The organism is Propioniciclava soli (assembly GCF_038502305.1).
Taxonomy (GTDB): domain Bacteria; phylum Actinomycetota; class Actinomycetes; order Propionibacteriales; family Propionibacteriaceae; genus Propioniciclava; species Propioniciclava soli.
In genome coordinates, this window is the sequence record NZ_CP115965.1 from 1,279,355 (window position 1) to 1,292,611 (window position 13,257).

The window sequence follows — 13,257 nt, forward strand, 5'->3', positions numbered from 1 at the left end:
GCCTAGCCGCCGGGGGCCCCGGCGGGCGTCGACCCGAGTGGGTGATGGGGCGGGGCGGTGGGGGCGTGGTGGTGGGGCGGGTGGCGGCCGGGTTGGCCCGAAGGCGGGCCGGTCTGGCACAATGAACGGTGCGCTGTGTTCGCGGTGCCCTCTCACGCCGTGAACACGTCCACTCCGAGTCCACCCGCGCCGGCGTCCCACACCGGATGGGCGGCTCACCCGATCCGTCCCCGCACGTGCGGGGGCATGTTCCAACAGGAGAAACCACACCCGTGGCCACCAAGATTCGTCTCAAGCGGATGGGCAAGATCCGCACCCCGATGTACCGCATCGTCGTCATGGACGGTCGCACCAAGCGTGACGGCCGGGCGATCGAGGAGATCGGCATCTACCAGCCGAAGAACGACCCGTCGATCATCGAGGTCAACTCCGAGCGGGCCCTGTACTGGCTGGGCGTCGGTGCGCAGCCGTCCGACACCGTCCGCGAGATCCTCAAGCTCTCCGGCGATTGGCAGAAGTTCTCCGGCGAGGACGCCCCGTCCGGCATCACGCCGCAGCCGGAGAAGTCCGACAAGCTGGCCGCCTTCAACGCCGCGCTCGCCGAGGCCGACGACGAGCCCGCCGCCGGTGCGATCACGGGTCGCCGGGCCAAGGGCGCCGACGCGCCGGCCGAGGAGTCTGCTGCGGAGGGTGAGACCGCCGAGGCCGACGCCGCCGAGTCGACCGACGAGGCCTGATCGTGCTGCCCGACGCGCTGGAGCACCTCGTCCGGGGCCTCGTGACCAATCCGGACGACGTCACCGTGTCCGACCTCGAACGGCGTCGCGTGCGCACCCTCGAGGTGCGGGTGAACCCCGAGGACATCGGCAAGGTGATCGGACGCCAGGGCCGCACGGCGAGCGCGCTGCGCACCGTCATCACGGCCCTGGCCGGCCGCGAGCAGGTGCGGGTCGACTTCATCGACGTCGACCGGCGGTCGCGCCGCAACTGAACCACCACGGATCCCCGGGCCGCGCGGCCCGGGGATCCGTCTTTTCCACGGCAGGAGGCCGAGATGGCGAGCGAGATCGACGTGCTGGTCGGCACCGTGGGGCGCGCCCACGGATTGCGCGGTGAGGTCAGCGTCCACGTCCGCACCGACGAGCCCGAACGCCGCTTCGTACCCGGTGCGCGGCTGCGGGTCACCCCACCGCAGGGGCGCGCGTCCGAGCGCACCGTGCGGGAGGCCCGCTGGCACTCCGGCACGCTGCTGCTGGCGTTCGAGGGGGTGGGGGACCGGACGGCGGCCGAGGCGCTGCGCGGGGCGGAACTGTGGGTCGACGTGCCGGCCGACGAGGCGCCCATGGACGCCGACGAGTTCTACGACCGGCAGCTGGTCGGCCTCGTGGTGCGCGACCACACCGGGGCCGAGGCGGGTCGCGTCCGGGAAGTGCTGCACCTGCCGGCCCACGACACCCTGGTGGTCGACACCCCCACCGGGCAGCGGCTCGTGCCGTTCGTGGGCGCGCTGGTGCCCGTCGTCGACCTCGCGGCCGGGTTCGTCCAGGTGGCGGACGTCGGCGGCCTGCTCACCGAACAGGAGTGAGCGTGCAGGCCGACATCGTCACGATCTTCCCCGACTACTTCGCGCCGCTGGACCTGTCGCTCATCGGCAAGGCGCGGGCGGCGGGCCTGGTGGACTGGCGCGTCCACGACCTGCGGGCCTGGACGCACGACCGCCACCGCACGGTGGACGACACCCCCTACGGCGGGGGCGCCGGCATGGTGATGAAGCCCGAGCCCTGGGGCGAGGCGTTCGACGCCGTGCTGGGGCGGGCCGACGCCCCGCCGACGCTCGTCGTCCCGACCCCGAGCGGCGAACCGTTCCGGCAGGCCACCGCCCACGAGTTCGCCGCGCTGCCCCACCTGCTGTTCGCCTGCGGCCGCTACGAGGGCATCGACGCCCGCGTGGTCGAGCACGCGCGCACCCGGATGCCCGTGCGCGAGGTGTCGCTGGGCGACTACGTGCTCAACGGGGGAGAGGTCGCTGTCCTCGCGATCCTGGAGGCCGTCGTGCGGCTGCTGCCCGGCGTCGTGGGCAACCCGGCGAGCCTGGTGGAGGAGTCCCACAGTGTCGCCGGGGCCGGCTGGCTGGAGTACCCGGTGTACACCAAGCCGCTGAGCTGGCGGGGGCTCGACGTGCCGCCGGTGCTCCTGTCCGGCCACCACGGTCAGGTGGCCGCCTGGCGGGCCGAGCAGTCGCTGGAACGCACGCGGGCACGACGTCCGGATCTGCTCCCCGACACCCCGCCCGCGGCCGAAATAGGGGACGCCGAACTGGCGTAAATGCCGCAGTGGGGGCCCGAATCGACCCACGTCGGGGCGATCTCGCGAAATCGCGTGGGAAGACACGACAAGGCAGGAGTGTTTGTCTAGGGTTGACCCGTGGCTACGACAACTTTGACTCCCCACCAGCGGGCTGTCAGATCGACCGTCGCCCTGAAGGTGCTCATGGCACTGACGGGTCTGATCATGGTCGTCTTCCTGCTGGCGCACATGTACGGCAACCTGAAGGTGTTCCTCGGCGCGGATGCCTTCGACCACTACGCACACTGGCTGAAGGGGGAGATCCTCTACCCGCTGGTGCCGGAGGGGTGGTTCATCTGGATCTTCCGCTTCGTCATGCTCGCGGCCATCGCGGGTCACGTGTACGCGGCCGCGGTGCTGAGCGCGCGCAACGTGAGCTCGCGCTCCAGCAAGTACGCCCACGGGCACAACCACCAGCAGACGTATGCGGCCCGCACCATGCAGTGGGGCGGCGTCATCCTGCTGATCGGCCTGATCTTCCACCTGCTGCAGTTCACCGCCCAACTCGTGACGACGGGCTTCGCGTCCGGCTCCGAGCCGTACCACATGGTGATCGCGACCTTCTCCCAGTGGTGGCTGGTGCTCGCCTACGCCGTCTGGGTGTTCGTCGTGTGCCTGCATGTGCGCCACGGCGTGTGGAGCGCGTTGACGACGCTCGGCGCCAACACCTCCCCCTCGGCCCGCGCCTTCCTCAACGGGCTCGCGTGGGTGATCGCGGTGGTGTTGTTCGTGGGCTTCATGATCATGCCGGTGGCGGTTCTCTTCGGATGGGTGCAGTGATGGCGACGGCAGTGAACGAGACGACGCAGAACCCGGGTGCGGGGGCCTACTTCGAGGTCGGCGCCGACATCGGTGACACCAAGGCCCCTGACGGCCCGATCGACCGCAAGTGGAGCCAGCGCAAGTTCGGCGCGGCCCTGGTCAACCCGGCCAACCGCCGCAAGCTGAGCGTGATCGTGGTCGGCACCGGCTTGGCGGGCGGCGCCGCGGCGGCGACGCTGGGCGAGGCCGGCTACAACGTGCTGAACTTCTGCTACCAGGACAGCCCGCGCCGCGCCCACTCCATCGCAGCGCAGGGCGGCATCAATGCGGCGAAGAACTACCGCAACGACAACGACTCGACGTACCGGCTGTTCTACGACACGGTGAAGGGCGGCGACTACCGCGCCCGGGAGAACAACGTGTACCGGCTGGCCGAGGTCAGCGCGAACATCATCGACCAGTGCGTCGCCCAAGGCGTCCCGTTCGCCCGCGAGTACGGCGGCCTGCTCGACAACCGCAGCTTCGGCGGCGTGCAGGTGCAGCGCACCTTCTATGCGCGCGGCCAGACGGGCCAGCAGTTGCTGATCGGTGCCTACCAGAGCCTGGAGCGCCAGGTCGCGGCGGGCACGGTGCAGATGTTCGCCCGCCACGAGATGCTCGAGCTGATCCTCGTCGACGGCCGCGCCCGCGGCATCGTGACCCGCAACATGGTCACCGGCGCCATCGAGGCGCACACGGCGGACGCCGTCGTGCTCGCCACCGGCGGCTACGGCAACGTGTTCTTCCTCTCGACCAATGCGATGGGCTGCAACGTGACCGCCTGCTGGCGGGCCCACCGCAAGGGCGCCTACTTCGGCAACCCCTGCTACACGCAGATCCACCCCACCTGCATCCCCGTGCACGGCGACACGCAGTCGAAGCTGACGCTCATGAGCGAGTCGTTGCGCAACGACGGCCGGATCTGGGTGCCGAAGAACGCCGAGGACTGCGACAAGGATCCGCGCGAGATCGCCGAGGAGGACCGCGACTACTACCTGGAGCGGATCTACCCGGCCTTCGGCAACCTGGTGCCCCGCGACATCGCGTCGCGGCAGGCCAAGAACCGGTGTGACGAGGGCCGCGGTGTCGGCCCGGCCGTGGAGGAGGTCGACCACGAGACCGGCGAGACCCGCCGCGTCCGCCGCGGTGTCTACCTCGACTTCGCGTCCGCGATCGAGCGCATGGGCCGCCAGACAGTGGAGAACAAGTACGGCAACCTGTTCGACATGTACGCCCAGATCACGGGCGAGAACCCGTACGAGACGCCGATGCGCATCTACCCGGCCGTGCACTACACGATGGGCGGGCTGTGGGTCGACTACGACCTGATGAGCAACATCACCGGCCTGTACGTCACCGGTGAGGCGAACTTCTCCGACCACGGCGCCAACCGCCTGGGCGCGTCCGCGCTCATGCAGGGCCTCGCCGACGGCTACTTCGTGCTGCCGAACACCATCAACGACTACCTGTCGAAGGGGCCGTTCGAGAAGGTGGGGGCCGACCACCCGGCGGTGGTCGAGGCGCTGCGGGAGACGACCTCGCGCGTGGAGCGCCTGCTCGCGATCAACGGCAGCCGCACGGTGGACAGCTTCCACAAGGAGCTCGGCACCATCATGTGGGAGTACTGCGGCATGGAGCGGACCGAGGAGGGCCTGACGTTCGCGATCGCGCGCATCCGGGAGCTCCGCGAGGAGTTCTGGCGCGACGTGAAGGTGACGGGGCTGAACGAGGACTTCAACCAGACCCTCGAGCGCGCCGGCCGCGTGGCCGACTTCCTGGAGATGGGCGAGCTGATGTGCGTGGACGCCCTCCACCGCCGGGAGTCCTGCGGCGGACACTTCCGCGCCGAGTCCCAGACCGAGGACGGGGAGGCGCTGCGCCACGACGACGAGTTCCTGTACGTCGCGGCGTGGGAGTTCACCGGCGTGGGCAACAAGCCGGTGCTGCACAAGGAAGCGCTCGTGTACGACAACGTCGAGCTGAAGCAGAGGAGCTACAAGTGATCATCAACCTGCGAGTCTGGCGGCAGGCCAGCGCCAGCGCGGAGGGGAAGATGGTCTCCTACCGCGTCGAGGGCGTGTCGGAGGACATGAGCTTCCTCGAGATGCTCGACCTGCTGAACGAGGACCTGACGCTCAAGGGCGAGGAGCCCATCGCGTTCGACCACGACTGCCGCGAGGGCATCTGCGGCATGTGCGGCGTCGTGATCAACGGCTCCGCGCACGGCCGCGCGTCCTCGCCGGTGCCGACCACGACCTGCCAGTTGCACATGCGGTCGTTCGCCGACGGGGCGACGATCGACGTGGAGCCCTGGCGGGCGGGGGCGTTCCCGGTGATCAAGGACCTGGTGGTCGACCGGACGGCGTTCGACCGGATCATCCAGGCCGGGGGCTTCATCTCGGTCAACGCGGGCGCGGCGCCGGAGGCCCACTCCGTGCCGGCTCCGAAGATCGAGGCCGACCGTGCCTTCGACGCCGCCACGTGCATCGGCTGCGGCGCCTGCGTCGCGGCGTGCCCGAACGGGTCGTCGATGCTGTTCACCTCGGCGAAGATCACGCACCTGGCGATGCTGCCCCAGGGGCAGCCGGAGCGCTACTCCCGCGTCAAGGCGATGGTCGCGACGCAGGACGAGCTCGGCTTCGGAGGGTGCACCAACATCGGCGAGTGCGCGGCGGTCTGCCCCAAGCAGATCCCGCTCGACACGATCAGCCAGCTGAACCGCGACCTCATCAAGGCGCTGTTCCGCAAGGACGGCAAGTAGCAGGTACGCCTGTTGCTCTGGCTCTGACCCGGCCGGCCCCGCACGTGCTGCGGGGCCGGCCGGGTCGCGTCCGAGGGTCGATTTCGCCGGCTCGGACGGGTGTGGCAAACTTGGTCAGGTTGTGCTGCGCCCCTGCCGGGGGGGGACAGGTGCAGCGCCCACGAACACTGTCGACTACCAGGTGACCTGCGGCACCGGCGAGGACCTCCCATGAACCAGATCATCTCCGAGCTCGCAGCCGAGCAGCTGCGCAGCGACATCCCCGACTTCCGTCCCGGCGACTCCGTGCGCGTGCACGTCCGCGTCGTCGAGGGCACCCGCTCCCGCATCCAGGTGTTCGCCGGCGTGGTCATCGCTCGCAACGGGCGCGGCGTGGGCGAGGCCTTCACCGTCCGCAAGGTGTCCTTCGGCACCGGCGTGGAGCGCACCTTCCCGCTGCACTCCCCGATCATCGAGAAGATCGAGGTCGAGCGCCGCGGCGAGGTCCGCCGCGCGAAGCTGTACTACCTGCGCGGGCTGCGCGGCAAGGCGGCCAAGATCAAGGAGAAGCGCGACAACTGAGTGCGCGCGCACAGGAACAGGGCCGTGGAGTCGGACGAGCAGGACCGCGCACCCCAACCCCAGCGGGCAGCTGCCGGGGCGTGGAGCTTCCTCAAAGAGGTGCTCATCGTGGTGGTCGGGGCGCTCATCGCCTCCACGGTCCTGCGTCTGTTCCTGCTCCAGGTGTTCCTCATCCCGAGCCGGTCGATGGAGACCACCCTCGACGTCGGCGACCGCGTCGCCGTGCTCAAGCTGGGCGGCTTCGAGCGCGGTGACGTCGTCGTGTTCCGCGACGACCTCGAATGGCTGGGCAACCCCGACCGGTACACCCGCCAGTGGTGGCAGGAGGCGTTGACGTTCGTGGGGCTCGTGCCCGACGAGGCCACGAACCACCTCGTGAAGCGGGTCATCGGCCTGGCGGGCGACCACGTCGTCTGCTGCGACACGGGCGGCCGCATCACGGTGAACGGCGCGGCGCTGGACGAGACGTCCTACCTGTACACGGATCCCTCCGGGGTGCAGGACGGCGCCTCGACCTACCCGTTCGACGTGGTCGTTCCCGTCGGACGCGTGTTCGTCCTCGGTGACCACCGCACCAACTCGGCCGACTCGCGCTGCCACCTCGACGAGGCGGTGGGCGGCATCGCCGGGCTCGGGGCGTTCCCCCTGACCGAATCCGTCGTCGGGCGGGCGACGGCCACCATTTTCCCGTTCGACCGCTGGCGCGGCTTCGCGACGCCCGCCACCTTCGCGGCCATCGGCGACGCCCCCCAGCCGGCGCCGCTGGAGCCGACGGTCACCGGGGAACTGCCCCCCTGCTGACGCCGTGGCCTTCGTCGTGCGCCGCGATGCCGGCCTCTACGGGTACGAACGGGCCCTCGGCCGGGCCGGGTTCGCCCGCGTGGCCGGGGCCGACGAGGCCGGGCGCGGTGCCTGTGCCGGCCCGCTGGTGGCGGCGGCGGTCGTCCTGCCGCCCCGGCCCCTCGAGGGCCTCAACGACTCCAAGAAGCTGACGGCCCGCGCCCGGGAGCGGCTGTATGCGGCCATCACGAGCGCGGCGCTGGCCTGGTCGGTGGTGCGGGTGGAGCCCGCCGAGTGCGACCACCTCGGCATGCACGTCGCGAACCTGGAGGCGCTGCGCCGAGCGGTCGCGCTGCTCGAGGTGCGGCCCGACTTCGTCCTGACCGACGGGTTCGGGGTGGACGGGCTCGGCACCCCGTCGTTGGCGATGTGGAAGGGCGACGCCGTGGCCGCCAGCGTCGCCGCGGCGTCCGTGGTGGCCAAGGTGACGCGCGACGCCATCATGACCGCCTACGCCGGCGATCACCCCACCTACGCGTTCGACGTGCACAAGGGGTACTGCACCCCGTTGCACCAGTCCGAGCTCGACGCGCAGGGCCCGTGCGCGATCCATCGCATGAAGTGGGACAACGTGCGCCGAGCCACTAGGCTGGAGCGACCATGAGCACCGAGGATCTCGAGCAGTACGAATCCGAGCTGGAGCTGCAGCTCTACCGCGAGTACAAGGACGTGGTGGGCATCTTCACCTACGCGGTGGAGACCGAGCGCCGCTTCTACCTGTGCAACGCCGTCGACCTGAAGGTGCGCACCGAGGGTGGCGACGTGTACTACGAGGTCTCGATGGGCGACGCCTGGGTGTGGGACATGTACCGGCCTGCCCGCTTCGTGAAGTCGGCGAAGGTGCTGACCTTCCGCGACGTGTCGATCGAGGAGATCGCGCACTCCGAGCTCCAGGTTCCCGACAACCTCTGACGGCCATGGTCCGTGCCGGGGCGACGCCGCCCGACCTGCCGCTGCTCGTCCCGGGCGCGCCCGCGGCCGTCGTCGATCTCGCGGCGTTCGACGCCAACGCCGACGACTTGGTGCGCCGGGCCGGCGGGAGGCCCATCCGCGTGGCGTCGAAATCGCTGCGCTGCCGGGCCCTGCTGGAGCGGACGCTGGCCCGCCCCGGTTTCGCCGGGGTGATGGCGTACTCGCTGGCCGAGGCGATCTGGCTGGTGCGCACCGGCACGAGCGACGACGTCTTCGTCGCCTACCCCAGCGCCGACCTCGCCGCCCTGCGCACGGTGGCCGCCGACGCAGCCCTGCGCCGCGCGATCACGTTGGCCGTGGACGCGACCGAGCAGCTGGAGCTGTGGGCCGGCGCGCTCGGGTCGGGCGCGGGGGTGCGCGTCGCGGTGGACGTGGATGCCGGCCTGCGGCTGGGGCCGCTGCGGATCGGTGCCCGCCGTTCGCCGGTGTGGACGCCGTCCCACGCCGCCGCGGTCGCGCGCCACGCGGTGGCGCGCGGGTTCGTTGTGGTCGGCGCTCTGTTCTACGACGCGCAGGTGGCGGGGGTGGCGGACGCCTCGGCTGCGGTCCGCTGGGTGAAGCGCCGCTCGCTGGCCCAGCTGGCGCGGCGCCGCACGGGGATCGTGGCGGCGCTGCGCGAGGTCGCCCCGTTGGAGTTCGTCAACGTCGGCGGCACGGGAAGTCTCGACCGGTTCGGTGCCGACCCGGTGATCACGGAGGTGGCGGCCGGTTCGGGGTTGTACGGCCCGGCCCTGTTCGACGGCTACGACGGGTTCGCACCCCGGGCGGCCCTGTGGTTCGCGACCCCCGTGGTGCGGCGTCCGGGGCGGGGGTTGGTGACGGTGTTCGCCGGCGGCTACGCGGCCTCGGGCGCCGCGGGCCCCGACCGGCTGCCGCGTCCGGCGTCCGGGCTGCGGCTGCTGGGGTTGGAGGGGGCCGGGGAGGTGCAGACCCCCGTGCGGGGCCGCCGGGCGCGCCGCTTGCGCGTGGGCGACCCCGTCTGGTTTCGACCGGCCAAGGCCGGGGAGGTGCTCGAGCGCTTCGACGCGGTGCACCTCGCGGACGCGGGCCGCGTCGTCGACGTGGTGCCCACGTACCGGGGCGAGGGGAGGAACTTCGGATGAGGTGGAGCAATTGGGCCGACACGTCGTCGGTCTGCGGCATCGAGGTGGCCGAGCCGGCCGCCACCGCGGAGGTCTCGGCGTTGCTGCGCGAGGCGTCCGAACACGGACGCCGGGTGCGACCGATCGGTGCGGGTCACTCGTTCAGCGCGGTGGCGCGCCCGGTGGATCTCGCGGTGGACCTGCGGCGCCTGTGCGGCGTCCGGGTGATCGCCGACGGCGGGGGACGGGTCCGGGTGGGTGCCGGGATCGTCCTGGGTGATCTGAACGCGGCGCTCGCGGCGCACGGGCTGGCGCTGCCGAACCTCGGCGACATCGACCGGCAGCGCCTGGCCGGCGCCCTGGCCACCGGCACGCACGGCACGGGGGGGCGGCTGCACGGGCTGGCGTCCGCGGTGACGGGGCTCACGCTGGTGACGCCCGACGGGCAGATCCACGCCACCGCCCCGGGGGATGGGCTGTTCGAGGCGGCGCGGATCAGCCTGGGGGCGCTGGGTGTGGTGACCGAGGTGGAGCTCGCGACGGTGCCGGCGTTCCGGTTGCGGGCCGAGGAGGGGCCCGAACCGCTGGACGCCGTGCTCGCCGACGTCGACGCCTTCGTCGCCTCGGCCGATCACGCGGAGTTCTTCTGGTTCCCGCACACGCGCGTCGCCTCGACGCGCCGGAACCACCGCGTGGACGACGGCGGGGGCCGTCCCCTGCCGCGGTGGCAGAGCCACCTGAGTGACCACCTGCTGGGCAACCGTGCCTACGAGCTGGTCAACCGGGTGGGGGCGGCTCGTCCCGGGTGGGTGCCGGCGCTCAACCGGCTCAGCGCCGCAACCCTGGGCCGGCGCACCTACACCGACGCCTCGGCGCAGGTGTTCTGCTCTGAGCGGTCGGTGCGCTTCGCCGAGAGCGAGTACGCCCTGCCGCGGGCTGCGGTCGTCCCGGCGCTGCGCGACCTGCGCGCCTGGTTCGACCGGACGCGCGCCGCCGTGACCTTTCCCCTGGAGGTCCGGTTCCTGGCCGCCGACGACGTGTGGCTGTCCGGCGCGCAGGGGCGCGCCACGGCGTATGTGGCGTGCCACCAACACGTGCGCGGCGGCTTCGCCGACGTGTTCGCGGCGTTCGAGACGATCATGGCGGCGTACGACGGGCGTCCGCACTGGGGCAAGCTGCACACGGTGGACGCGGCGCGGCTCGCGGAGCTCCACCCGCACTTCGAGGACTTCCTCGCCGTGCGTGAGCGCTGCGATCCTGCCCGGGTGCTGACCAACCCTCACCTGGAGCGCATCCTCGGGCCCTGACCCCTGGCCGGATGGGGCGCCGGCTCAGAGCAGGCCGAGGGCGCGGCCCACCTCGACGGCGCTGTGCCGGTCGTGGACGCCGAGGCGGCGGTAGAGCTCCTTCGCGGTCGAACGGACGGTCTCGGTGCCGAGGAAGAGCTCCTGGGCCACCTGGGCCATGGTGGCGTCGGTGGCCAGCGCGCGCAGGACGTCGAGCTGGCGTCGGGTGAGTTTGACGTCCGGGAGGACCGGGGGGGCGGCGTCCGCAGCCAGGCCTGGCAGCGCGCGCACCGCGGGGGAGGCGAGCCGGGCGGTGACCAGGGCGCGGACCCGGTCGGGGAAGAGGGCGACGGTGCCGACCTGCTCGTCCCACGGTTCGGCGGCCAGCGCCACCTCGCTCTCCGCCCGGCGGCCGTCCGCCAGCAGCGCCTCGAGCCGGGCGCCGAGCGCCAGCAGCCGCCAGTGGGGGGCAAGGTCGGCCAGCGCGAGCACCTCGTGCGCCATCTTCTCGGCGGCGGCGGGGTGGCCGCCCGCCAGCGCGAGGTGGGCGCGGACGGCCATGCCGAGGGCCGGCGGCAGCGGTGCGCGTTCCAGCACCTGCTGGGCCCGTCCCGGCTGTCCCGCCCGAGCGTGCAGCAACACCAACGCGGCGCGCAGCCCCCACCACGCCCAAGCTGGGCTCTCGGTCCACGCCGCACGGCCGAGCATGGCGTGCAGCCACTCGGCGGCCGCCGCCGGCCCGTGCCGCAGCAGGACGCCGCGCGCGCGGGCGAGGGCGTCCTCGGGCGCGAAGTCCCGCTCGGTGTCGACGAACTCCAGCGGCGCGTCGGCCGGGATGGACCCGCGGTCGAGGGCGACGAGCCGGGCCGCGAGATCCGCGAGCTCGGCGGTGGTCTCGTCGGGGGGATCAGCGTGGGTGTGGTGGGCGTAGCTCTCCAGGCGGACGGTCGCCACGGCGGGGGAGCCGACGACGGCGCTGGTGAACGCCGCGTGCGCGAGGACGCTGGGGCGCAGCAACGGGAACCAGGCGGCGCGGGTGCCGAGGGCGTGCATGAGTCGGGTCGCGAGCCGGACCAGCGACAGCGCCACCTGCAGGTCGCCGATGCGCACCGCGGCCTCGCTGGCCGCCAACGACAACGAGATGAGGGATGCCGCCTCGTCGGCGCGGGCCCGGACGCCGGCACTCTCCACCTGGTGGCACAGGTCGGTGAGGAAGGTGTGCACGGTGGCGAGATCGGCGGACGCCTCCGCCTGCGTCCAGGGCCGTCCGGGCGCGATGACCCGCGTGATCTGCTCGCGCACCGCCTGGCTCGGCCCACCACGCTGGGGTGCTTCCGCCAGGTGGAGGCGGCCGAGGTCGAGCCAGCCATTGAGCACGCCCGGTGCGGACGGCCGGGGTTCCTGCGGATCCACGAACCGCCGGCCGGCCGCGAGGTGCGTCAGGCGCTCCGGCACGGGCGAGGGCCAGGCCGAGGCACACCGCCGACGTTGGGCAGGGGTGAGGTGCACGAGGAGGTGGGCCGCGGTCCCGAGGACGTGGTCCAGCGCGGCCCAGGCACCCAGCCGGGTGAACAGCCGGACCGCCTCCAACGCCGGGACGGGAGCGGCCAGGGCGGCGGCGACGACGGCCTTCCGGCCGGGCGCGGCGCGGCGGGGACCGGCCTGCAACGCGGCGGCGAGAGCACCGGGCAGCGCAGGGTCGTGCCCGTCGACGCGCGTCACCAGCGAACAGGAGCGGGTCCGACGGACCGCGGCGAGCGGCACCGGTGCCGCTGCCAACCGGGACGCGAGCAGAGCGACGCTCTCTTCGTGCAGCCGGCCGCACCACACGTGCAGCCCGAGCAGCGGATCGGCCGCGACGGCCGCGGCGCTGCGGTCGGCCCACGCCCGGGCGAGACGGGTCATGGTGGCGGTGGCCCGGTCGCGGAAGGCAGGGTCTTGGGGGGCGGTGTGGCTGAGGGTGGCGTCGCGGGGCTCGGGGTCGGTCGGCTTCGGGCCGGCCCGAGTCCACGGACCCACGAGGGCGGGGACGCCCCCGGTGGCGGCGAGCAGCGCGTGGGCCTCGTCCGTGGTGGGGGTACAGGGCAGGGCGGAGAGGACCTCGGCGGTCGTCAGGGTGAGGTCGCGATGGTCGAGCACCAGGTCGAACGCGGCGAGCTGCGCCTCGGTGGGTGTGGCGTCGCCGGCGCAGACCACCGCCCACACCGAGGCCGGAGGATCCGAGGTGGCCACGCGGCGGACCTCCTCCGCCGCCACGGGTGCCGCCGCGGGGTCGTCCACGAGCACCAGCACCGGGCTGGCGCCGGCCAGGGCTCCGGGCAGGTGGGCCGCGTCCCCCGGCAGGTGCAGGCGGACCGGTGGGCGTCCGGTCGCGTGGGCGAGCGCGGCCGCCGTCAGCGCGGCCGGCCAGTACTCGGCCGGCGCGTGGACTGCCGTGGCGGTGGCGTGATGGAAGCGAGGCGCCAGACGTGGGGCCGCCGCCCTCGGCAGGGGGGACGGATCGAGGGTCATCCGGGTCCTCCTCGCCGCATCGCTGGCGTCACGCCGGGCGAGGCCGGGCCCGCGTGGGTCACCGCGGGTGACGGCCGAGGGCGTGGCTCGTCTGGTT

General features: G+C 72.6%; 14 protein-coding genes. 13 read left to right on the forward strand and 1 reads right to left on the reverse strand.

Annotation, left to right across the window (positions count from 1 at the left end):
* Positions 1 to 272 precede the first annotated feature (272 nt).
* The 13 genes from rpsP (at position 273) to PCC79_RS05925 (ending at position 10,670) form a co-directional block, all read left to right on the forward strand.
* Positions 273 to 737 carry a 30S ribosomal protein S16 gene (rpsP, locus tag PCC79_RS05865; RefSeq protein ID WP_232549734.1) on the forward strand — a complete coding sequence of 155 codons (465 nt, stop codon included), beginning with the start codon at positions 273 to 275 and terminating at the stop codon, positions 735 to 737.
* Positions 738 to 739: 2 nt separating this feature from the next.
* Positions 740 to 991 carry an RNA-binding protein gene (locus PCC79_RS05870; protein WP_232549733.1) on the forward strand — a complete coding sequence of 84 codons (252 nt, stop codon included), beginning with the start codon at positions 740 to 742 and terminating at the stop codon, positions 989 to 991.
* A 63-nt stretch (positions 992 to 1,054) separates the two neighbouring features.
* Positions 1,055 to 1,585 (forward strand): ribosome maturation factor RimM, encoded by a 531-nt coding sequence (gene rimM / locus PCC79_RS05875; RefSeq protein WP_232549732.1) that lies wholly within the window; start codon positions 1,055 to 1,057, stop codon positions 1,583 to 1,585.
* Between the two features lie 2 nt (positions 1,586 to 1,587).
* Positions 1,588 to 2,325 carry a tRNA (guanosine(37)-N1)-methyltransferase TrmD gene (trmD, locus tag PCC79_RS05880; RefSeq protein WP_232549731.1) on the forward strand — a complete coding sequence of 246 codons (738 nt, stop codon included), beginning with the start codon at positions 1,588 to 1,590 and terminating at the stop codon, positions 2,323 to 2,325.
* A gap of 99 nt (positions 2,326 to 2,424) precedes the next feature.
* Positions 2,425 to 3,126, forward strand: coding sequence for a succinate dehydrogenase cytochrome b subunit (locus PCC79_RS05885; RefSeq protein ID WP_232549730.1), 702 nt, complete (start codon positions 2,425 to 2,427; stop codon positions 3,124 to 3,126).
* Positions 3,126 to 5,150, forward strand: a complete 2,025-nt coding sequence (locus tag PCC79_RS05890; RefSeq protein WP_342373273.1) for a fumarate reductase/succinate dehydrogenase flavoprotein subunit — start codon at positions 3,126 to 3,128, stop codon at positions 5,148 to 5,150. Before PCC79_RS05885 ends, PCC79_RS05890 begins: the two co-directional genes overlap by 1 nt.
* Entirely contained in the window at positions 5,147 to 5,908 is a 762-nt protein-coding gene (locus tag PCC79_RS05895; protein ID WP_232549728.1) for a succinate dehydrogenase/fumarate reductase iron-sulfur subunit, read from the forward strand. The genes PCC79_RS05890 and PCC79_RS05895 overlap by 4 nt, the downstream gene beginning before the upstream one ends.
* A 210-nt stretch (positions 5,909 to 6,118) precedes the next feature.
* Positions 6,119 to 6,469: a 50S ribosomal protein L19 gene (gene rplS, locus PCC79_RS05900; protein ID WP_342373274.1), complete on the forward strand. Its 351-nt coding sequence runs from the start codon at positions 6,119 to 6,121 to the stop codon at positions 6,467 to 6,469.
* Between the two features lie 24 nt (positions 6,470 to 6,493).
* Entirely contained in the window at positions 6,494 to 7,270 is a 777-nt protein-coding gene (gene lepB / locus PCC79_RS05905) for a signal peptidase I (protein ID WP_342373275.1), read from the forward strand.
* A gap of 4 nt (positions 7,271 to 7,274) precedes the next feature.
* Positions 7,275 to 7,913: a ribonuclease HII gene (locus tag PCC79_RS05910; protein ID WP_232549725.1), complete on the forward strand. Its 639-nt coding sequence runs from the start codon at positions 7,275 to 7,277 to the stop codon at positions 7,911 to 7,913.
* Positions 7,910 to 8,221, forward strand: coding sequence for a DUF2469 domain-containing protein (locus PCC79_RS05915; RefSeq protein ID WP_182815893.1), 312 nt, complete (start codon positions 7,910 to 7,912; stop codon positions 8,219 to 8,221). The genes PCC79_RS05910 and PCC79_RS05915 overlap by 4 nt, the downstream gene beginning before the upstream one ends.
* 5 nt (positions 8,222 to 8,226) lie before the next feature.
* Positions 8,227 to 9,384: an alanine racemase gene (locus PCC79_RS05920; protein WP_232549724.1), complete on the forward strand. Its 1,158-nt coding sequence runs from the start codon at positions 8,227 to 8,229 to the stop codon at positions 9,382 to 9,384.
* Complete coding sequence (locus PCC79_RS05925; RefSeq protein ID WP_342373276.1) at positions 9,381 to 10,670, forward strand: D-arabinono-1,4-lactone oxidase; 1,290 nt, start codon at positions 9,381 to 9,383, stop codon at positions 10,668 to 10,670. The genes PCC79_RS05920 and PCC79_RS05925 overlap by 4 nt, the downstream gene beginning before the upstream one ends.
* A 24-nt stretch (positions 10,671 to 10,694) precedes the next feature.
* Here PCC79_RS05925 and PCC79_RS05930 read toward each other — a convergent pair whose 3' ends face one another.
* Positions 10,695 to 13,160, reverse strand: a complete 2,466-nt coding sequence (locus PCC79_RS05930) for a LuxR C-terminal-related transcriptional regulator (protein WP_342373277.1) — start codon at positions 13,158 to 13,160, stop codon at positions 10,695 to 10,697.
* Positions 13,161 to 13,257 lie beyond the last annotated feature (97 nt).

What these genes read in the sequence shown, in the direction of transcription:
- PCC79_RS05890 (WP_342373273.1), top strand. Translation starts at nt 3,126, where the DNA reads ATGGCGACGGCAGTGAACGAGACGACGCAGAACCCGGGTGCGGGGGCC.
- PCC79_RS05915 (WP_182815893.1), top strand. Translation starts at nt 7,910, where the DNA reads ATGAGCACCGAGGATCTCGAGCAGTACGAATCCGAGCTGGAGCTGCAG.
- PCC79_RS05930 (WP_342373277.1), bottom strand. Translation starts at nt 13,160, where the DNA reads ATGACCCTCGATCCGTCCCCCCTGCCGAGGGCGGCGGCCCCACGTCTG.
- PCC79_RS05925 (WP_342373276.1), top strand. Translation starts at nt 9,381, where the DNA reads ATGAGGTGGAGCAATTGGGCCGACACGTCGTCGGTCTGCGGCATCGAG.
- PCC79_RS05920 (WP_232549724.1), top strand. Translation starts at nt 8,227, where the DNA reads ATGGTCCGTGCCGGGGCGACGCCGCCCGACCTGCCGCTGCTCGTCCCG.
- rplS (WP_342373274.1), top strand. Translation starts at nt 6,119, where the DNA reads ATGAACCAGATCATCTCCGAGCTCGCAGCCGAGCAGCTGCGCAGCGAC.
- rimM (WP_232549732.1), top strand. Translation starts at nt 1,055, where the DNA reads ATGGCGAGCGAGATCGACGTGCTGGTCGGCACCGTGGGGCGCGCCCAC.